General features: G+C 39.0%; 25 protein-coding genes, 8 tRNA genes and 1 pseudogene. 4 read left to right on the top strand and 30 right to left on the bottom strand.

The window, feature by feature from the left end; genetic code table 11:
• Positions 1-27: 27 nt before the first annotated feature.
• The 6 genes from glmS to sigW form a co-directional block, all read right to left on the bottom strand.
• Complete coding sequence (gene glmS / locus G6554_RS23680; RefSeq protein ID WP_166246495.1) at positions 28-1,830, bottom strand: glutamine--fructose-6-phosphate transaminase (isomerizing); 1,803 nt, start codon at positions 1,828-1,830, stop codon at positions 28-30.
• A 479-nt stretch (positions 1,831-2,309) separates the two neighbouring features.
• On the bottom strand, positions 2,310-3,659 hold the full coding sequence (gene glmM, locus G6554_RS23675; RefSeq protein ID WP_166246493.1) for a phosphoglucosamine mutase: 1,350 nt from the start codon (positions 3,657-3,659) through the stop codon (positions 2,310-2,312).
• A gap of 38 nt (positions 3,660-3,697) precedes the next feature.
• Positions 3,698-4,924, bottom strand: coding sequence for a CdaR family protein (locus tag G6554_RS23670; protein WP_166246491.1), 1,227 nt, complete (start codon positions 4,922-4,924; stop codon positions 3,698-3,700).
• The gene (gene cdaA, locus G6554_RS23665) at positions 4,917-5,744 is read right to left on the bottom strand and encodes a diadenylate cyclase CdaA (RefSeq protein WP_166246489.1); all 828 of its coding nucleotides are present in this window, start codon (positions 5,742-5,744) and stop codon (positions 4,917-4,919) included. The genes G6554_RS23670 and cdaA overlap by 8 nt, the downstream gene beginning before the upstream one ends.
• Positions 5,745-5,972: 228 nt before the next feature.
• Positions 5,973-6,596 (bottom strand): anti-sigma-W factor RsiW, encoded by a 624-nt coding sequence (gene rsiW / locus G6554_RS23660; protein ID WP_166246487.1) that lies wholly within the window; start codon positions 6,594-6,596, stop codon positions 5,973-5,975.
• A gap of 18 nt (positions 6,597-6,614) precedes the next feature.
• A complete protein-coding gene (sigW, locus tag G6554_RS23655) occupies positions 6,615-7,178 on the bottom strand; it encodes an RNA polymerase sigma factor SigW (protein WP_166246485.1) in 564 nt (187 codons plus the stop codon).
• A gap of 199 nt (positions 7,179-7,377) precedes the next feature.
• On the opposite strand from sigW, the gene G6554_RS23650 reads away from it, so the two are divergent.
• On the top strand, positions 7,378-7,563 hold the full coding sequence (locus G6554_RS23650; protein WP_242637916.1) for an aspartyl-phosphate phosphatase Spo0E family protein: 186 nt from the start codon (positions 7,378-7,380) through the stop codon (positions 7,561-7,563).
• A 36-nt stretch (positions 7,564-7,599) separates the two neighbouring features.
• On the opposite strand, the gene rocF is transcribed toward G6554_RS23650, so the two are convergent.
• The 12 genes from rocF to G6554_RS23590 form a co-directional block, all read right to left on the bottom strand.
• Positions 7,600-8,499 carry an arginase gene (gene rocF / locus G6554_RS23645; protein ID WP_166246483.1) on the bottom strand — a complete coding sequence of 300 codons (900 nt, stop codon included), beginning with the start codon at positions 8,497-8,499 and terminating at the stop codon, positions 7,600-7,602.
• A gap of 706 nt (positions 8,500-9,205) precedes the next feature.
• Positions 9,206-9,281 (bottom strand) — tRNA-Ala (locus G6554_RS23640).
• An 8-nt stretch (positions 9,282-9,289) separates the two neighbouring features.
• Positions 9,290-9,364: transfer RNA gene (locus G6554_RS23635), tRNA-Gly, on the bottom strand.
• Between the two features lie 59 nt (positions 9,365-9,423).
• Positions 9,424-9,496 (bottom strand) — tRNA-Lys (locus G6554_RS23630).
• Between the two features lie 7 nt (positions 9,497-9,503).
• Positions 9,504-9,578, bottom strand: a tRNA-Gln gene (locus G6554_RS23625).
• 40 nt (positions 9,579-9,618) lie between these two features.
• Positions 9,619-9,703 (bottom strand) — tRNA-Tyr (locus tag G6554_RS23620).
• A gap of 19 nt (positions 9,704-9,722) precedes the next feature.
• Positions 9,723-9,795 (bottom strand) — tRNA-Thr (locus G6554_RS23615).
• 40 nt (positions 9,796-9,835) lie between these two features.
• Positions 9,836-9,911 (bottom strand) — tRNA-Val (locus G6554_RS23610).
• A gap of 5 nt (positions 9,912-9,916) precedes the next feature.
• A tRNA-Glu gene (locus G6554_RS23605) sits at positions 9,917-9,991 on the bottom strand.
• 287 nt (positions 9,992-10,278) lie between these two features.
• Positions 10,279-10,752 (bottom strand): hypothetical protein, encoded by a 474-nt coding sequence (locus tag G6554_RS23600; protein ID WP_166246481.1) that lies wholly within the window; start codon positions 10,750-10,752, stop codon positions 10,279-10,281.
• A gap of 12 nt (positions 10,753-10,764) precedes the next feature.
• On the bottom strand, positions 10,765-11,346 hold the full coding sequence (locus G6554_RS23595; RefSeq protein WP_166246479.1) for a replication-relaxation family protein: 582 nt from the start codon (positions 11,344-11,346) through the stop codon (positions 10,765-10,767).
• Positions 11,288-12,592: an FtsK/SpoIIIE domain-containing protein gene (locus tag G6554_RS23590; protein WP_166246477.1), complete on the bottom strand. Its 1,305-nt coding sequence runs from the start codon at positions 12,590-12,592 to the stop codon at positions 11,288-11,290. Before G6554_RS23590 ends, G6554_RS23595 begins: the two co-directional genes overlap by 59 nt.
• A 291-nt stretch (positions 12,593-12,883) precedes the next feature.
• Here G6554_RS23590 and G6554_RS23585 point away from each other — a divergent pair, with 291 nt between their 5' ends.
• A complete protein-coding gene (locus G6554_RS23585; protein WP_166246475.1) occupies positions 12,884-13,102 on the top strand; it encodes a helix-turn-helix domain-containing protein in 219 nt (72 codons plus the stop codon).
• A gap of 16 nt (positions 13,103-13,118) precedes the next feature.
• On the opposite strand, the gene G6554_RS23580 is transcribed toward G6554_RS23585, so the two are convergent.
• Genes G6554_RS23580 through G6554_RS23570 form a run of 3 tightly spaced genes read right to left on the bottom strand, consistent with a single transcriptional unit; the run spans position 13,119 to position 13,872 of the window.
• On the bottom strand, positions 13,119-13,352 hold the full coding sequence (locus G6554_RS23580; protein ID WP_166246473.1) for a LexA family protein: 234 nt from the start codon (positions 13,350-13,352) through the stop codon (positions 13,119-13,121).
• Between the two features lie 45 nt (positions 13,353-13,397).
• Positions 13,398-13,649: a LexA family protein gene (locus G6554_RS23575; protein WP_166246471.1), complete on the bottom strand. Its 252-nt coding sequence runs from the start codon at positions 13,647-13,649 to the stop codon at positions 13,398-13,400.
• A gap of 1 nt (position 13,650) precedes the next feature.
• Positions 13,651-13,872, bottom strand: a complete 222-nt coding sequence (locus G6554_RS23570; protein WP_166246468.1) for a hypothetical protein — start codon at positions 13,870-13,872, stop codon at positions 13,651-13,653.
• Between the two features lie 154 nt (positions 13,873-14,026).
• Here G6554_RS23570 and G6554_RS23565 point away from each other — a divergent pair, with 154 nt between their 5' ends.
• Positions 14,027-14,251 (top strand): hypothetical protein, encoded by a 225-nt coding sequence (locus G6554_RS23565; RefSeq protein ID WP_166246465.1) that lies wholly within the window; start codon positions 14,027-14,029, stop codon positions 14,249-14,251.
• Between the two features lie 248 nt (positions 14,252-14,499).
• Here the strand turns inward: G6554_RS23565 and G6554_RS23560 are convergent, their stop codons facing one another.
• Both G6554_RS23560 and G6554_RS23555 read right to left on the bottom strand, forming a co-directional pair.
• Positions 14,500-15,126, bottom strand: a complete 627-nt coding sequence (locus G6554_RS23560) for a hypothetical protein (RefSeq protein ID WP_166246463.1) — start codon at positions 15,124-15,126, stop codon at positions 14,500-14,502.
• 5 nt (positions 15,127-15,131) lie between these two features.
• Positions 15,132-15,836 (bottom strand): DUF3800 domain-containing protein, encoded by a 705-nt coding sequence (locus G6554_RS23555; RefSeq protein ID WP_166246460.1) that lies wholly within the window; start codon positions 15,834-15,836, stop codon positions 15,132-15,134.
• Positions 15,837-16,410: 574 nt separating this feature from the next.
• Between G6554_RS23555 and G6554_RS23550 the strand changes: the two genes are divergently transcribed.
• Entirely contained in the window at positions 16,411-16,746 is a 336-nt protein-coding gene (locus G6554_RS23550) for a hypothetical protein (RefSeq protein ID WP_166246457.1), read from the top strand.
• A 48-nt stretch (positions 16,747-16,794) separates the two neighbouring features.
• Here G6554_RS23550 and G6554_RS23545 read toward each other — a convergent pair whose 3' ends face one another.
• The 7 genes and pseudogenes from G6554_RS23545 to G6554_RS23515 form a co-directional block, all read right to left on the bottom strand.
• Positions 16,795-17,568 carry a peptidoglycan recognition protein family protein gene (locus G6554_RS23545; protein WP_166246454.1) on the bottom strand — a complete coding sequence of 258 codons (774 nt, stop codon included), beginning with the start codon at positions 17,566-17,568 and terminating at the stop codon, positions 16,795-16,797.
• Positions 17,569-17,677: 109 nt separating this feature from the next.
• On the bottom strand, positions 17,678-18,076 hold the full coding sequence (locus tag G6554_RS23540) for a phage holin family protein (protein WP_166246451.1): 399 nt from the start codon (positions 18,074-18,076) through the stop codon (positions 17,678-17,680).
• A 49-nt stretch (positions 18,077-18,125) separates the two neighbouring features.
• Entirely contained in the window at positions 18,126-18,338 is a 213-nt protein-coding gene (locus G6554_RS23535) for a hypothetical protein (RefSeq protein WP_166246448.1), read from the bottom strand.
• Positions 18,335-18,571, bottom strand: a complete 237-nt coding sequence (locus G6554_RS23530) for a hypothetical protein (protein WP_166246445.1) — start codon at positions 18,569-18,571, stop codon at positions 18,335-18,337. The genes G6554_RS23535 and G6554_RS23530 overlap by 4 nt, the downstream gene beginning before the upstream one ends.
• Positions 18,572-18,721 carry a hypothetical protein gene (locus tag G6554_RS23525; protein WP_166246442.1) on the bottom strand — a complete coding sequence of 50 codons (150 nt, stop codon included), beginning with the start codon at positions 18,719-18,721 and terminating at the stop codon, positions 18,572-18,574.
• Between the two features lies 1 nt (position 18,722).
• Complete coding sequence (locus G6554_RS23520) at positions 18,723-19,013, bottom strand: hypothetical protein (RefSeq protein WP_166246438.1); 291 nt, start codon at positions 19,011-19,013, stop codon at positions 18,723-18,725.
• A gap of 18 nt (positions 19,014-19,031) precedes the next feature.
• Positions 19,032-19,539: pseudogene (locus G6554_RS23515) on the bottom strand (hypothetical protein); the annotation flags it as partial.

The following is a 19,539-nucleotide window of genomic DNA, read 5'->3' as shown; positions in this document are numbered from 1 at the left end:
CAATTTTTGTTATCTTTTATATATTGACTACTCAACCGTCACCGATTTAGCAAGGTTACGCGGTTTGTCAACGTCACAATCACGGTGCAGAGCTGCGTAATAGGCAATTAATTGCATTGGTATGACAGAGATAAGCGGTGTTAATAATTCGTGTACTTCTGGGATGACAAAGCTATCTTCATCCATTTCAAGACCCTTCATCGAAATGATGCATGGGTTTGCTCCACGGGCAACGACTTCTTTTACGTTTCCGCGAATACTTAGGTTGACACTTTCTTGAGTAGCAAGAGCAATGATCGGTGTACCTTCTTCAATTAAAGCGATGGTACCATGCTTTAATTCACCACCAGCAAAGCCCTCTGCTTGAATATAGGAAATTTCCTTCAGCTTTAAGGCACCTTCTAAGCATACATAGTAGTCAACACCACGGCCAATGAAGAAGGCATTACGAGTGACTGATAAAAATTCTCTAGAAATGTGCTCGAACAACTCTTTAGAATCACAAAGAACTTCCATTGCGTTGGCAATGATTCCTAGTTCATGAATCAAGTCAAAGTCAACGGTGATTCCTTGGCTTTTCGCTGTCACTTCCGCTAAAATAGCTAACACGGCTAACTGTGCAGTATAGGCTTTTGAAGAGGCAACCGCAATTTCAGGACCTGCATGAAGCAGTAGTGTATAATCCGCTTCACGTGATAAAGTTGATCCTGGAACATTGGTAATCGTTAACGTACGATACCCCATTTCCTTCACTTTCACAAGTACCGCACGGCTGTCTGCTGTTTCCCCACTTTGTGTAATGAAGATAAACAACGGCTTCTTCGTTAGAAGCGGCATATTGTAAACAAATTCACTGGAAATATGAACTTCTACTGGAAGTTTTGCCATACTTTCAATAAATTGCTTTCCAACAAGCCCTGCGTGATAAGAGGTCCCCGCTGCGATGATGTAGACACGGTCAGATTCATTCATAGCAGTGATAATTTCAGGGTCAATGACTAACTGTCCTTGCTCATTTTGATACGTTTGAATGATCTTACGCATCACTAGCGGCTGTTCATCAATCTCTTTTAACATGTAGTGTGGATATGTGCCTTTTTCAATATCACTTGCATCAAGTTCTGCTGTATAGGGCTCACGGCTAATAATGTCGCCATTTAAATTTTGAATCGTCACGGCATCCTTTGTCACAAGAACGATTTCTTTGTCCATTAGTTCTACGTATTGGTTTGTTACTTGTAGCATCGCCATCGCGTCACTTGCGACAACGTTAAAATCAGTACCTAAACCAACAAGCAGCGGACTTTTATTTTTTGCCACATAAATGGTTTCACCGTTTTGTTCATCTAATAGCGCAATCGCGTATGAACCGTGTAAAAGTGTCAATGTTTTGCGGAAAGCTTCGATCACTTCTAACCCTTCGTTTACAAACAACTCAATCAATTGAACAATGACTTCTGTATCTGTTTCACTTATAAAATGAACATTTGTTAAATATTCACGCTTTAAAAGATCATAATTCTCAATTACACCATTATGAACAAGGGTAAAGCGTCCGGTTGCACTTTGATGTGGATGAGAATTCACCTGGCTAGGCACCCCGTGTGTTGCCCAACGTGTATGACCAATTCCGATATTCGCCATTACATCCTTATCAACGATCATGCGCAAATCGGCGATTCGACCCTTTTCTTTAAAAACGTGAATGCCCTTTTCATTTTTTACAGCAATCCCAGCGGAGTCATATCCTCTATATTCTAGCTTCTCTAAGCCTTTTAATAAAATTTCTTTAGAGTCATTATTTCCTATATAACCAACAATTCCACACATTTTCTTGTTCCTCCCTAATTCAGGGGGCAAGTTGCTTTCTGAGGGCGGTCTTGCCCCCTTATCTCTGTTTTTTTGTTAGGTATCTGTCTATACCTTTTTAAACATTATTGGTAGTATGCGCATTTTCCCCTCTTTGTGCACAGAGTTGCCTCCATGTTTTAAAGAGGAAATTTTCGGTTGTGCGTCTCCAACCGGGAGGTATCCGCCGAATTTTCGATAAACCTCCACCTCGTCAACTAATCTAACCACTGAAGATTAGTTCAGGCGCTTTTAAATGACTATTTCTTCTCCTGCCCTCCTTTCTACGTTAAAATGGTTTCCCTTTGCTTTATTCATAACAAAGCAGATTAATCTTACATGATTTGTCAGTCGTCCGTCAACTAAAAATTCCATTAGTAACATTTTGTTCAAAGGCCATTCAAAATAAAATATGCAAAAGGGAACAGTTTTGTACCGTTACCTTTTGCATATTTTGTAAGTTATTCTTTTAATTCCATCTCTTCTTTTACAACTGTGACAATGCGGTCCACATAGGTTGCACATAATTCTTCTGTAGCTGCTTCTGCCATGACCCGGACAAGCGGTTCTGTTCCGGATGGACGGACAAGGATTCTTCCGTTCCCGGCCATTTCCGCTTCCACTTGCTCAATAATCTCTTTTACTCTGGCATTATCTGTCACATGATGTTTATCTGTTACCCTTACATTTACAAGCTTTTGCGGATACTTTTTCATTTCACCGGCAAGCTCTGATAAAGGTTTTCCAGTTGACTTCATAATATTGACTAATTGCAGCCCTGATAGTAAACCGTCACCAGTGGTATTATAGTCTAAAAATATGATATGACCTGATTGTTCCCCGCCAAGATTAAAGCCATTCTTCTTCATTTCCTCTACCACATAGCGATCACCCACTGCAGTTGGTACACTATGAATGCCATGGGTTTCAAGGGCTTTATAAAAACCAAGATTACTCATGACGGTTGAAACAATCGTTCCATGCTTTAAGCGCCCTTGTTCTTTCATATGCTTACCACAAATGTACATGATTTGGTCGCCATCAACGATCGTTCCGTTTTCATCGATGGCAATTAAACGGTCGCCATCGCCATCAAAGGAAAGCCCGACATCTGCACCCTTTTCTTTCACCAAAGCGGCAAGTGCCTCCGGATGTGTAGAGCCAACACCTGCGTTGATATTTAACCCATTAGGTGATGCACCCATCGTGGACAAATCAGCATCTAAATCAGCAAACAAATGACTGGCTAACGACGATGTTGCTCCGTGAGCACAATCTAAGGCCACATGGATGCCGGAAAAGTCTTCCTCCACCGTATTCTTTAAATATTGCAGATACTTTTGTCCACCTTCAAAATAATCCATAACTTGACCAAGGTCTGCTCCAGTTGGCCTTGGCAATTGATCTTCGGCTACATCAATTAAGGCTTCAATTTCTTCCTCTTGTTCGTCCGATAGCTTAAAACCATCCGGTCCGAAAAATTTAATTCCGTTATCCGCCACTGGATTATGGGAAGCGGAAATCATGACACCAGCTTGTGCCCCTAATGCTTTTGTCAAATACGCAACGCCTGGAGTTGAGATGACTCCTACACGCATGACTTCTGCACCAATTGAAAGTAAACCGGCAACAAGGGCTCCCTCGAGCATATGGCCTGAAATACGTGTATCACGGCCAATCAAAACCTTCGGACGATCCTTGTCCTTTGTCAATACATAACCGCCAAAGCGGCCTAATTTAAAGGCCATCTCAGGTGTTAATTCGCTATTTGCAACACCGCGTACCCCATCGGTACCGAAATATTTTCCCATTTTAAAAATCTCTCCTTCAACATATGAATTGCTGAATATTATGCATTATTCGTTATCGTGATTTTTGCTGATGATTTATCAGGTTTCCAATTAATATTAGATGGGCCTTCCACCTGGATTTTCACATCATGGATTCCTTCTACTAATCCCGTCAAGTCAATAAACACAGTAAAGTCTTCCTGTCTTAATCCCGTTACTGAGTTGCTTGGACCATTTACGACTAAATTAACTGTTTGACTTGCCGGGTCAGTAATCTCCGCTTTATATTTATCTGGTAACCCCCGGACTTTCAAAGGGACACCTGATACCGTTTTCTCTTCTTGCTTTTTGACAACTACCGTTGCCTTTACCGTTTGCGGGGTTACCTTTGTAATCCCGTTTGAGATGATGACAGGTAAGGTCAGCGTGGTGTTCTCGGAAATTTTACTAAGATCCACTTCCACTCGGACACTTTCTGTATTTTTCAAAACCTCTTCATTTCCCATAATGGTCGCTTCTTTTTCATCCAGTTCAATCGACTCAATCGTGACGCCTGCAGGAGATGTTCCTTTATTCACCACATTAATGGGAACCGTTTTGCTGTTACTTTTAATAGGAATGGTCACCTTGACGGTCTCTGGCTCGACGATCACATTCAACTTATTCAGTACTTTGTCCAATACTTGAATGCGGGCTTCTTTCGTTGTCGTTTCTGACAATTTACTTTTTTCATCAATGGTTGCCTTCACATAGGTAATCTGGTCGATCACATCTTTGGCACCTGTTACCTTCACTTTTTTGGGTTCAATAATGGGTGCTCCGGCCGAATACCCATCTTCAATTTGACCCGAGTTCATTTCGGCTTCTACTTTAAATTCCTTTGTAATCTTTTCTTGAACCGTTACGTTGACACTTGCTGGTTTCAATGTTGCCTTCAACTTATCAGATAAATCCTTTACTTTAAGCTTTACCTTTTGCTTTCCAATCTTGGCATTCGTTAAATCCACATAGACCTCAAAGTTTTTTAATGTCTTCGCAGATTGGACATGTGAAACCGGACCTTTGATCGTGATATCCGCTGTCCTGGGAATGCCGGTTACAACTAAATTATTGACATCGTAGTAAACCTTTACGGGCATAGCCTTGATTGTCTCTGTGGTTTGCTTCCCTGGAACATTGACATCAGAGAACTTTTTATCGGTAGGAGCCACAGAAAAGTAAAACAAGACAGCTAACAACAAGGCAAGGATTTTTATAAACCACGGGTTATCCATCAGTTTATCCATTATTCTTCCCCCTCCAGTTCCAACGAGCTGAAGTAGCCTGTTTTGTTTTGTTTTGTATAACCATTTCACTGGCGAGCATTTCTTTTAATTCCTCTAATTTAATATCGCGATGCAGTTCGCCATTCTTTGTTAAAGAGATATTACCAGTTTCCTCCGATACGACGACTGTCACGCTGTCAGTCACTTCACTGATTCCTAATGCAGCGCGATGCCTCGTTCCCAGTTCCTTTGAAATAAATGGACTCTCGGATAAGGGAAGATAACATGCTGCAGCTGAAACATTACTTTTTTGAATAATGACCGCACCATCATGGAGCGGTGTATTTGGAATAAAGATATTAATGAGCAATTCTGAAGAAATATTAGAATTTAACTGAATTCCCGTTTCTATGTAATCACTCATACCAGTCTCACGCTCAATTGAAATTAATGCCCCGATTCGGCGCTTTGCCATATAATCCGTTGCCTTCACAATCGCTTCGACTGTTTTTTCCTGGTTATCATCATCCTGCGTTCTGCTGCTGGAGAAGAAACGCCCTCTTCCTAATTGCTCAAGTGCCCTTCTAAGCTCAGGTTGAAAGATAATGATAACGGCAAGAAATCCCCAATTTATGGCCTGCTGCATCATAAAGCTTAATGTCGTTAAGCCAAGCCACTCACCGACTACTCTGACAAGAAGAATAACGAGAATCCCTTTTAATAACTGAACAGCCTTCGTTCCTCTTATCACATTAATCAGTTTGTAAATGACATACCATACGAGGACAATATCAACAATACTAGCTAGATACTTCCATACAGTGAAATCAGCAAACTGCATTGTTCTTCCTCCGTAACTTTTTAAAAACTAATATGGCGTTACACGCCACCATCTACCATACCTTTTCCATAGAAACGTCATAGTGAATACAACCAATTTATTATAACACGAGTATTCCCATATCTAAAGCTATCGGTTTCACGGAGCTTTTCGAAGCAATACACGATATACCTATTATATGTAACAGCTTAAAAAAACAAATCACTCGGAATAGAGTGATTTGTTCACTTATTGGGTTTCCGGCTGGTTAAAGACATCAATCACTTCTTGTGCTGTCCGTTTCATGTGATACCATATCCAGTCAAAAACTTCATTTACTTCTTCAATTTGTCCTGTTACGTGGCCAGCGGAAGCAAGATATTTTTCACCATTGATTACTGTCACATTCCCTTGGATTTCACCTTCGATTTTCAATTTCCCATTACGAACGACGACATCACCCTTGACCGTCTCACCTTTTGGGACGATAACCGTATTATTCTTCACGACTAAGTTTTTTTGCTTTGACACCGAAAACTCACGGTCTTGATTCCAGGTGGAAAATATACTTCCCATCATTAATAGGATGAACACCGAGGCAGCCGCAAGCATCGGATGATTTCTGAACCAACGCTGCATCCATACCTTTTTCTTTTCTTTCGGCAAACGCGCCAAAACGTTGGCTGTGAAATCTGCGGGAGCCTGCATGTGGGAAAGGCTTTTGACAAAAGCAACTGTCTTTTTTAATTCATTAAAGATCGTTTCACATTCTTTACAGCTCTGGAGGTGTTCCCTCAGTATTTGTTCCTTTTCAGGTACAATTTCTTCATCTAAATATTCATGCATTAGTTCGATGATTTGTTCTGGACACATATTCGGTTTCACCTCTTATCACACATAACGTAATTGTTGTCTTAACGCTTCTCGGCCACGGTGTATTCTCGTTTTTACCGTTCCGAGTGGCAAATCGAGAATTTCACTTATTTCATTTAAGGATAACTCTTCTATATATTTTAAAACGATAGGGGATCGATATTTTTCCGGCAGCTTTAAGATTTCTTTCTGTACGTTCTCATGAAGCTCTAAACTTTCTACCTCCGACTCCGGTAGTGGTGTATTGGACGGAATCTGTGAATACATCGTTAAGCCTTCTGTTCCTGCCACTTCTGCATCTAAATAATAGTCCGGCTTCTTTTTTCGTATCCTATCAATACAAAGATTGGTGGCAATCCGAAAAAGCCAGGTGGAGAATTTTAAATCCTGATTAAACGACCGGATATTCACAAAGGCTCGAATAAACGCCTCCTGTGCCATGTCCTCTGCTTCATGTCGATTTCCAAGCATTCTAAAACAAAGCTGATAGACACTGTTTTTATATATTTCAACGATTTCACCATAGGCATCCTGATCTCCTTTGATGACTTGTTTTATTCTTTTTTTCACAATAGCTTCCATTAAGTTTCCTCAGCTCCAATGCTGCTATACGATACTACGAATCGCTAGCGAAAAAGTTTCGTTTTGAGCGAAAATCTTTCAATACCTATAATATTAACAAAAATTTACTATAGTTGGGTAATTTAAGTTTAAAGTTTTTCCAAAGGGAGATAAAGATACTAAGGCGGTGTGCATCCTCCTTTGGCAGGAGTCGGCCCGTTTGTGTAAAATAACTAGGACTGAGGTGATCAAGCTGGGTGCTCATTTTCGCGGGTTAATGGAAGAGATAGAAATTTGCCGAGACAAAATGATTCGATTGGCATCAGAAACCTCTATAAACAATCAACAGGTAATTGAATCGAGTAAACGGTTAGATCATTTATTAAATCAAATAGTAAAAAAGTAAAAGCAGCTGCCTTGTTTTAATGCAGCTGCTTTGTTTCTATAAAAGCTTCTCGCCAAATAATGAACCCATTAATCCAACTGCAACGGAGGCTGTTTTATTCTTTTCATCTAGGATTGGGTTTACTTCCACAAATTCCGCAGAGGTAATGATATTCGCCTCTTCTAGCATTTCCATTGCCAAATGGCTTTCACGGTAGCTAATCCCGCCCATAACAGGTGTTCCTACACCAGGGCATTCACTCGGATCTAAACCATCCAAATCGAGTGACAGGTGCACGCCATCTGTTCTTTCTTTTAGGTAGGCAATCGTTTCTTCCATGATTTTCGCCATCCCCATTCGATCAATTTCGTGCATAGTATAGACTGTAATCCCTTTTTCCTTTATTAAAATTCGTTCACCTTCATCAAGTGATCTTGCACCAATAATCACCACATGCTCAGGTTTAACTTTTGGAAAATAACCACCGATTTCTACTAATTTTGAATGACCTAACCCAATGCTCGCTGCCAGTGGCATCCCATGAATGTTTCCTGATGGGCTTGTCTCAGCTGTATTTAAATCACCATGGGCATCATACCAAATCACGCCAAGGTTCTTATAGTGTTTAGAGACACCCGCTAATGTACCAATCGCAATACTATGATCACCACCAAGAACTAATGGAAATGAACCTGATTGTACCGCTTCGTCAACCTTTTCGGCAAGCATGGCGGTCTTTTCAGCCACTAAATCTAAATTCCGCAGGTTAGATTCTTGGTCGACTACTACTTCCGGTCTCCCAATGGGAATATCACCTAAATCGTGGATTTCATCAAATAAGGGAGTTAATCGTTCATTAATCCCCGCATAGCGGATGGCGCTTGGCCCCATATCTACTCCTCGTCTCATTTGACCTAAATCCATCGGCATTCCAATAATTGATAGCTTTTTACTCATCGTGTTATTCCCCCTAGCGCTTTATATGTACTATTTTAACCGCTTTCATACAAATGACTCAACTCGACAAAATAATGCATATATATGCGCTGAGACATGACTTCGGTTTGTTTTTACCTTAAAGTAAAATTGGCGGGTTGAGTGAGGGCCTCTTCGTGATCCTATTTAAATAGGCAGCAGCATACGTGTACTCAGATGTTCGGACGAATTTTGGGCCATGCCATGGGCGCCTTTCACATGTGAAGGACTAATATCTCTGGCATTCTATTATAGATTTGTCCTTCATAGCCTTGATGATGGACTAATTGCAGGCATGTCATTAGCGATTTGTCCCTCATCGCCTTGATGATGGACTAATCCCATGCATCCTATTAGATTTGTCCTTCATAGCCTTGATGATGGACTAACCCCTGGCATCCTATTAGAGATTTGTCCTTCATAGCCTTGATGGAAGACTAATCCCTGGCAACCTATTAGAGATTAGTCCTTCAAGGTTTTTTGATAAAGGACGTTACAACGCATTCCCCTCCACTTATGGAGTATTTCCAGATGCTTACGACATTTAACAGGAAATATATCTACCTATTTTTTGAAGTTGAGTTAAGCACTGGGGCTGACGCCTCTCCAAACTGTAACTTGAAAATTTTTATAAAATAAAAAAAGTCCTAAATCAGCAACCTGATTTAAGACTATATATGTAGTGTGATGGTGGAGCCTAGCGGGATCGAACCGCTGACCTCCTGCGTGCAAAGCAGGCGCTCTCCCAGCTGAGCTAAGGCCCCATTTGAACTGGAGCGGAAGACGGGATTCGAACCCGCGACCCCCACCTTGGCAAGGTGATGTTCTACCACTGAACTACTTCCGCATATTCACAAGCAAAAACCCGAAGATTTAAATCATCTGGGTTTCTGTACTGTACAATTATGAGCCATGAAGGACTCGAACCTTCGACCCTCTGATTAAAAGTCAGATGCTCTACCAACTGAGCTAATGGCTCAACTACTTGGCTGGGCTAGCTGGATTTGAACCAACGCATGTCGCAGTCAAAGTGCGATGCCTTACCGCTTGGCTATAGCCCAATATAGTAATTAGTATATCCACTTTTTCAAAAAATATAAATGGTGGAGGGGGACGGATTCGAACCGCCGAACCCGGAGGGAGCGGATTTACAGTCCGCCGCGTTTAGCCACTTCGCTACCCCTCCATTTATAAATGAAAAAAGGTGCCGGCGAGAGGACTTGAACCCCCAACCTACTGATTACAAGTCAGTTGCTCTACCAATTGAGCTACCCCGGCATATGGATTAAAGAATTATTCAGTTAACATAATAAGATTATGGTGGAGGATGACGGGATCGAACCGCCGACCCTCTGCTTGTAAGGCAGATGCTCTCCCAGCTGAGCTAATCCTCCAAATATGGTGACCCCTACGGGACTCGAACCCGTGTTACCTCCGTGAAAGGGAGGTGTCTTAACCGCTTGACCAAGGGGCCGAATTTTATTATTATAGGTAAGCTTCCAAGCGGGCTCGAACCGCTGACCTCTTCCTTACCATGGAAGATACTTGATAAAACAACTTTACACTCTATTTTTCTAAAACCTTATATATCAAGGTCTTTTGACTTCTGACTAGTCTACTTTCGACCACTTTACAACTTGTTACGGTCAGTTTGGTCAGCCACTTGGTCAGTTCGTCGGTCACAAGTGATATAATATAATGCACAGAAATAAAAGTCAACGGCTTTTTAAAAATAAGTTTATTCTGACAATAAAATTTTACTTAAACAGCACTTCCCACCTGTTTTAAAACTTCCATAATTAGAGGAGATACTTGGATTAAGATATACCCTAACCCTGCGTTTTGAATCATTGTCCATGCCCTTTCAGCATTACCGAACATGAAGAGAAAACATGCACCCACAATGACGACACTTGCAATAGGAAAGCTTAATGCCACAAGAATATCCACTACCGGATCTAATACATGAGCAAGCGTCGATAACGTTTGCTCACCCATCCATTCCTTTGCCGTCACTTCGACAGCAATTGGAGCTGCAACTGGAACAACATTCGTTGCTGCAAATGCCTTCATTGTGAATCCTAATGTACCGATCGTTCCACCGGTGGCCAATGGAAGAATAGCTGCAATTGCCAACTGTTTAGCTCTTTGCTTCCTTTTCTTTTTACGATCGATATCCTCCCTTCTAAAGTCTCCTGAAATAAACTCTCTGATAGTCATTGATTTTGTTTTCATGTAAACCCCTCCTTATTTAATTTCATCCCATAAATAAACATTTACCCTTAGGCCGTCACACAATGACTCAATTCTCTTTTTCCGGAAGGCTGTAGTAGTAACCCACACCAGTGTAAATTGTGGATTATATGTGGATAATTGAAGATATCTTTTTATTTTTGCGGCATTTTTGTTCATCGATTGCTTATAATCAATTTCAACAAAGTGGTGGATTTTATTGGAGATGTAAGCTGCGTCTGCAATTATGTTAATAGTAGATTGAGGAATAGTTATTTTAACCTCATTTTTCCAGCTAGTGGGTCTGCCTAAAAGGATGAAAAAGTCATTCCTCATTAGATAATGGTTAATCATGGCTGTTTTTTTTCGAACCTTTTTCGCTTGGACTAGTTCTCGACCAGCTGAATTAAGATAATAGACCTTTTTCTTTTCTTCTGTTAAATAAGATAAATACTGATGCATATTACTTAGGATCCGTTGGGCATTTCTTGTTTGGCCTAAGTTGTGAATCTTTTGCAACTGTTCCCTGGAGAGATAATCACATTTCCTCAAGCTCAAAAGAATGGCTTCCTCTCTTTTCTCCCTCTCGCTGCTCAATGGATTTATCCTCCTTTTTTGCCTTGATCACAATATTAGGCTTAATAATCCTTTCGATTGTTTCATTATCAATAAACGGGGTCTGGACAATTTGAACCCCATCCGGTGTTTTATAGATCGCTCTACCTGGTACCGGTAGATCTTCAGCTCCATTCTCATCTAGTACAACTCTCGATGCGACTCCGTCACGCAATTTATATGTGATCACAGTATCGCAGTTTTGCTTTATTTGCTTGTTCATTACATCTGCAGTAGGATACTGAGAGCAATAAATAAGCCTATATCCTAATCCTGCCCCAATTCGTGCTATTTCCGAGAGCGCCGCTTCACACTGACGGGCTTTTTCCTTGGCTTCTTTCCCGGTGATGATTTGCGGCGAGATTTGTGCTGCTTCATCAACAATAATGAAATGTCGAGTACTAAACCCAGCTTCTTTAATGTCTTCGCATCTATTCTTATCAAACCATCCTTTCATCTCTTCCATTTCTTTTTTTACTCGAGTCAATGCATCTAAAGCAGTATATAAATCAGTGGCAACCGTTTCTACTTGTCTGGCATGCTTAAATCTCGAAAATGCCAAACCACCCTTAAGATCAATTAATGTAAGCTTCGTATTATCCGGGTTCTGATGAATAAGAGAAGTAATTAGTAATTTTAGAAAAACTGTTTTCCCCTTCCTAGTTGCGCCAGCTAATGTTATATGGCCACGATCCAAATCGTGATGAATAAATCCGTATCTTGTTTGGCCAAGAGGTATCTCCCAATCGATGCACTTTCCAAGCATGTCATTACTGAAAGAAAGATTCACCGGCAGCGGGTTACTTAACACCTTAATATGAAGCATTCCATCATATTGCAGTTCTACATCCTTTTGAAGGTGCTTTCTGTTTTTAATAATGTCTTTTATCTGCTGGATTACATTCCCTCGATAGTTCACCTGTTTTAGATCTTTAAATTCAAAGACTGATTTCTTATTATTTAGCCCATCTCTTAGGTGATTGATCTTTTTTTCAAAATCGTTAAACGATAGCCCCAGCGGAATTCGATAGACATACTCCATCCCCCAGTCATGTTTTGTCTTCCTTGAAAGCTGGATTGTTTTAAAATCATCTTCCTCTCTGACAGTCAACCCACAATTCAGGCAAATTTTTTGGATTTTATCAGCATCGGAAAGACCTGATTTTTTCAGGTAGGAATAACCAACAAGACCACTCATTATTAACGACGTGGAAATTTCAAACAACATACGCCACTCCTCCTTTTTATTTATTTGATAAATAGTTTCAGAGAAAACGAATCGAATACTTAGCGGGTAATCCCTTAATATTGCTGCATATTTTGCATGTTCGATAATTCGCTTATCGATTCACCCACCGAATTTTAACGCGAATGGTGAGAACGAATAGTGATGCGAATGCTTTGCTGTATTGATAAATGATTATTCGACACTGGTTGTCCACTATTACCATTTTTTTCTCAAGTTTAACTTTTGATAAATTTGGACATAATGATGCTAAAAAATGTAAGGGTGATAGCGGTGTTTGGAATAGGAAAAAAACGCAGTACATTTGGTAAGTGGTTAGATAAAAGAGATATTACACAAGGAGAACTCGCTAAAAAGGCAGGGGTTGGCGATATGACAATATCGAGAATCTGCAATGATGATAACTACATACCTAAGAGGGAAACAGAAGTAAAGATAAAAAAAGCATTAAAGCAACTTGGCCAGGATGCTCCCGATAACCTATTCATGTAAACAGAAAAACTCCGCTTTAATTAGCGGAGCTTTCTTTTTGTTCAATTATATGCAACGTCCTTGGTAGTCCTTCTTCCCAGTCCACTAATCCTTTTTTTCTTAAGGAATCTAGATGTTGTTTTATTGTAGAAGAAGAAACCAGGTTCATTAAAACAGCTAACTCTCTATATGAAGGAGGATATCCATGTTGAGCGATATATGTCTTAAGGACAGCGAGAATTTTCAATTGTTTTTGTGTAATTTTACGCATAAAATAGTTCCTTTTCGTTTTTTTATAAATCCCAAGCGCTTGGAATTATGCGGGTTGATCAATTATTCGTATAGCTCTTGGAGCTTTTTCTTGCCAATCGATTATTCCCTTTTCTTGTAGCTTGTTTAGGTATTTTAAAACAGTACTCGTGGAAGTGACACTTGCCCTCTTCGAAATTTCACGAATCGTTGGAGAATAGTTATACTTTTTCCAATATAATTTAATGATTGCTAATATCTCTTCCTCACGCCGCCGTGTTCTTTCTGCCACAGATATCCCAAGCTCTCCATAATACATACTAAGCACCTCTCTGATATTTTTTCCGGACAGGTCCAATCGATAAAATGTTGGAAAGTTTAAACGTGCGCTGCTTGCTCCTTAAAAGGCAAAAGGCTCGGAAGGATCCAATGGATATCTCTAGGATTCGTATTCGTCTTTGGGATATCTCTCCCTTATCTGACAAATAAATCATCTCAAGTACTTCACCTGTTTCCACCGCTCTATCTAACAATACATTCATCGATTAAACCTCCAATACGAATATTTGTTCCTATTATATCAGAACATTTGTTCCATGTAAATAGATGGATAAATGTAACAAAACGTCTACTTCCCATAGTAGGTAACAAGTAATAATTGCCGAATTTAGGAAATAGAAAGAGAGGTGAATAATTTTGATAATCTTACCATGGTGGGTTATAGCATTCTGGGATTGGTTTTGGTATTTTAGACGAGGAAAAATAAGATACCGTGTATATAATCAGGGGGATACTTGGAAGGCAATGGCTGTAACAAAAGATATGGCAATCTGGAATTGCTATGGAGGTACTCGGGAGCAGGCGTTAGAGATGGCAAAGTATAGAATGAAAAAGGCTTTAAATGAAGAACAAAATGCGTAGAAATAGGCTCTTTCTTAACATGAATAGGCTTAAATAAATATTTAATAATACAATATGGATGTTTAAGTATATCATTTTATGTTAATATTTATATATAAACATGTATTTTTCTTTAAATCGTGCATATACTAGTGTTGTCAAAGTTAATGCATACCATGGTTGACATTTGTTAAACTTTGATGTAATTTTAACTTAACTCATCTACCCAGTGTGGAAGGAGAATACGGTCCTCCGAACGAGGACCGTCTTTATTTTTTTCTGCCTTTATACTCCAAAAACTCCTTATTAAACCTCTTCTTATAACTTTTCAAAACTACTGGATATCCAGTTATTAACCGATACCATCTAATATCACTTTTATTTGGCTTATATTCGATTTGGAATACTAGTACATAATCCATACTTACATCCTCGTTAATAAACCTAATCAAAAGCCGCTTTCCCTTTTTACCTGCTTGTTGCCAAATCCTTAAATTTGGATGATTCCTGTCTTTATTTGCAAGATCAATTATTTCTTTAATCCAATTTACTCTATGTGCTCTGTAAATACACGGGACACTGTTTATTTCTTGTAGGAAATTATCTTGATGTTCAGAATCACATTTATACCTGCATATACGGTGGGCAATATGATTTTCACATGGAAACATGTCAAATTTTGTGTCATCTTCGCCAATACTAGCTATATGCCAAAAACCGTAGTCTTTTCCGTCAGGACCTGGGTTTACGTTTATATACACCTGTCTGCCGAATAATTCCGGTCTTTTTTGACGATTCTTTATTTCAAGTTCATACAGCCTAAAGGACTCTTCTAATATGTCATAATCAGATTTGCTTGGATCCATTACAATTTGTTCGTTAAGTGAATGAGACATACCTATTAAAAGCTCCTTTTCGGCGTCCATACAAAAACATTAAATTTAGATTCAGACGGATTGGTTCCATCTATTTTTGAACCGATTATTTTCTGTACAGTATCGACTAATTTCCTTTTTTGCGGACTACCATTTTCATAAAGACCTCGATGATAGAATGATAATGCCCCTGTAAGTAGGTCCGTAAGCTGAAGGATATCCGCTCGATCAGAATTGATTTGGTTAATCTCCTTTATGATATCCTTTTTAAAATCGTATTTGTTATTACAAAGAACTTCATGCAGTTTTCTAACCCGTGGTGCTCCTTTTGTGTCCTTTATGTCAATGAAGATTCTGTACTCCTCAGACGGATTATTACAGAACCACTGGAGCAAGTAATAATACATCTTGTAGTACCATAAATCATAATCGTTATTGTTAAATTTTTTATGATCTAACCAGGATTTGTTTTTCGCTACAACTGCCCGATAAACTAGATCATCATTTTTAAAAAAATACTCAACCAACCTTTGGTACATTTCAATCTTGGTACTGGATACTTTGGTCCATTTTATTTCATTTTTATTTACACCATAAGTATTTTTAATTTCTCTAATATCTTGATAGACTTGTTCTTTTTTATCAGCAGGGCACGAAATAGCTCCCAAAACCATAATATCTATGTTGTCATTAGGTAAATGGCAACTCTCGTCACAATATATATTAAACACTTAATATCACTGCTTTCTGTGGATAAGTAAAATTTAAATCTGTGGGTAATGTGGATAACTATTATTATAACATGATTATTTTCTACATGAAAATTCATTTTTTTATAATATAATATGTAAAATTCGACAAAAAATATACCCTACCACGATTTTAAGTATTTTATTAATTAATTAAATTTATAGTTTTTCTTTTAATTGGAAGTGTTGAACTATAAGGAGGAATTATAGTAAATTCTAATTAAGTTGTAAATATATTTTTTATAAATCATGGTATGGATGCCCGCCAATAACTAAATCATGAAAACCTCCACAACCAGAAAATAGGTCGATTAATTTATCCTATACAATATCCAGTATTGACAGGGGGCCCTGCCAATACTGGATTTTACTTTTCTATATTGATGATAATATTAAAACTTTCCTGACCAATTTGCAGGACCGACAATGCCATCAGCTGTACGTTCGTGACGGTTTTGATAACTGATTGGTACTTCTACAATTACTTAATTTACAGTACCATGGAATTCCCAGTGTATCTACCGAAAATAATATGTTTGAGGAGGGTTGAAAAAATATGGGAATAAATAGTGATGGATATTTAGATTATAAAAGTGATGAAATAAAAAAGGCGTTTACCCGAGGATTCAAACGTGGAGAAGAATATGCAAAAAAGGAAATAAAAGAAAATAGAATGTTACAATCACTATTCTTAGAATTAATTGGTTACGAGGATGAATGGCTTACTACTGAATCTGGATACAAGAAATATAAAAAAGCTGAATTAATTGAAGTGATATTAAAACAAAGATCCCTTATAAGGGCTATTTACGAGAAGTTTGAGGAATCAGAAAGGGATAATTTAAAGGTTAAAATTGAAAAGTTTCTATGGCCCGTTATGTATCAGGATTAAATATGAAAGTAAAGCCCCCGTCTCACACCAGACAGGGGTTTTTATTATTTACAGCATTTTACTTTTCTTCAACCGGTTATAGTAAATGGCTAATATCTTAGCAAACTGCAAAGCAGTCTTCGCATCATACTCGCCAGTTTCTTTAATTCGTTGTTCTCTTTGGAATTTTTTCAGAGCGTTTAATGTGCTGTTTCCGAACACATCACTCTCACGATCAGCCCAAGATATATACCCCAAACTTGCTAATTGATAATTTAATACTTTTACAGCTTCACCCTTGTCTCCTGCTTTTAGCACATCTTCCACTCCCTTTTCTTGGATTTTTTTAGAATTGTAGGTTGCGAGCATGGTTATAAAATCACTCCATGTAATCCCCTTCTCTCCACTTCGAAGATTTCTTGGGCAGTTTTTGCCTGTCCAGTGATTATGCTGGACAACATTCGAGATAGGAATGTTGAACTGAACCATAAGTTGCTTAGTTACCTCAGCGGTATTTTGGACTGCCTTTTTAAAATCGCCATCGGCGTTAACGGCAATTTCAATGTGAATGGATAATTTATTACCTGGACCATTTTTACCGTCACCAGCTGCATACGCAACCTCGGTGAATGGGATAGATTGGATAGCTTTTTGGTCGTCAATTTGTAGGTGCCATGATGCCGCTCGGTCATTGCCCCGCTCTTGTAATCGGGCGTGTGCACTTGCGTCTGCCCCTGCACCCGGGTTGTCTGTTTCATGGATGGTGATGTATTTAGGGGCCATTTTTATGCCCGGACGAGTTTGTTTGTTAGACGCAGGAATCAATTGTTGAATAATATTCATACAAATCATCTCCTTATATATAATTTATGAAAAAATTTTATTTTTGACAGGGACAAATGGGTAAACCTTATTTCTTAATTAGTCTCTTGAGCTTTCATGATTTTCCCTCTTACTTTGGATTAATTTTTTCTTTAAGAACAGCAATCACACCTGCTACTGGTCCAAGTGGTACCCCTATTTTTCCTGCATTTTCAGTTAAGGATATAAATTCGATAGCGATGTATGCCCATGCTGCTCCTTCTCCTGAAATTGCCGTACCAAATTTTGCTCCCTCAATTAAATACATTAGGCCGATTAAAATAAGGACAATTAGCTTTTTAATAAAGCCTCTTGTCCCCTTTGCGCTGTTCAGCTCTTTATTAACAAAGGCACATAACAAACCTGTTATATAATCAGCCAACATTACTACCAATAATATCGATACCGCTAATCCAAAATATCCAACCATAGCTGCCCATGCTGCTCCTATTGTACCGACAACGATACCTAATACGTGTTGTTTTTCCATTTTCCACTCTCCTAATTTCAATATAAAAAAGAGCCCTGTAAGGACTCGCTTAATCTAACAACCTGCTGGATACACTGTTTTTTACTATATTTGTTAAAGCTGTGATAGACTCATTTCCGCTGTATTCACCAGCGGTTAACGGCAAGTAGCCATTAATATTAATCGTTCTTTCTTCGTCGTATCCCTGGAAAAACACCTGGACGCTGACCACCTCGCCTTCTGGAGAATAACTTATATTTACTGATGCGATTTGGATTTTCATTCTTCCTCACCTTCTTTCTTTACTGGAATAGGTCCAGCAGTTTTAGCTTTTTCTATGAGTAATTCATTTTCTACCTGTTGTAATCTAATTTTTGATTCTTCCACTGCTTGTCTTAATTGCTGATTCTCCTGCTCCTTTTCCGTTGCAATGGCAAAAAAAATAGCCTTTTCTCGGCTAAGATTAGCAATTTGATCTGTTAGATTTTGTATGACTAAATCGGTACTTGCACTCATTTATTTTACCTCCACTACTTGGGCTAAATGCCCTAATCCTTCGTCTTCTAAAATTTGTTTGACTTGCGGCTTTAACATTTCCGGCACGTCAGAATACTGCTTTAATCCTTTCATGATATACGTGGCAAATAACATCGCTAGTGCTGACATTTTACATTCCTCCTAGTAATAATTCTGTTAGTTCCATAATTGCCAATGCGTTCATTTGGCTTTCTTCTCTTATTTTATCAATCTCAGAGATAGGAATATTTTGTAACTGTCTATTCCTTAATTCATCTTCAGACAACCCTTCAACCCATTTTGCTCCATCCCATCTTGGCTGATAAAGTCCTTCCGGCACCGGATCCCGAACCAAATTAACTGGGAGGACATCATAAGGGAAAACTAGAAGAGGCTCTAGATAGTTTCCTTGATCATCCACAATTGAAACTTGTTCTATCAAACTAAATCCCCCCTAGAATTAGAAGTTAAACCAAATACCGTCTAACGATAACCAAGCATTAGCGCCTGTCATCGCGTAAACATAACCGCTGGCATCTATATCTACTCTGCCTGCCACAATTGCGGTCCCGTTATATGAAATTACATTAAATATCCGCCTATACGTTGGTCTATACCCTGATGGAAGCTGGAATATGGCATATCCAAAGTTCCCGCCCTTAACTAGCCCCTTAAGAAGCATTAAATTATTTGGATCTTTGTAATATCCGGCAGGCTCATATCCACTGCTGTAATTTGACCATCCGTTTGTAAAGGTCGGAGAAATCCAAGTCCTGTCTTTGGTAGAAATATAATAATCACCCGTTAACAGGATGTTTGTTGCCTCGGTAACCGATAACAACCTAACCCTGTCTGGGGAACTAATATCAACAGAACCAAACTGTGAACGAATCCATAAGCCATCGTTATTTGTGGAATAAATTGAACTCTTTACTCCACCATTGCCTGTGTCCCTAGTACCAAACACA

The sequence above is a fragment of the Bacillus sp. MM2020_4 genome, assembly GCF_011250555.1.
In the GTDB taxonomy this organism is placed as follows: domain Bacteria; phylum Bacillota; class Bacilli; order Bacillales; family Cytobacillaceae; genus Neobacillus.
This window is presented reverse-complemented; position numbering and strand designations above follow the sequence as displayed.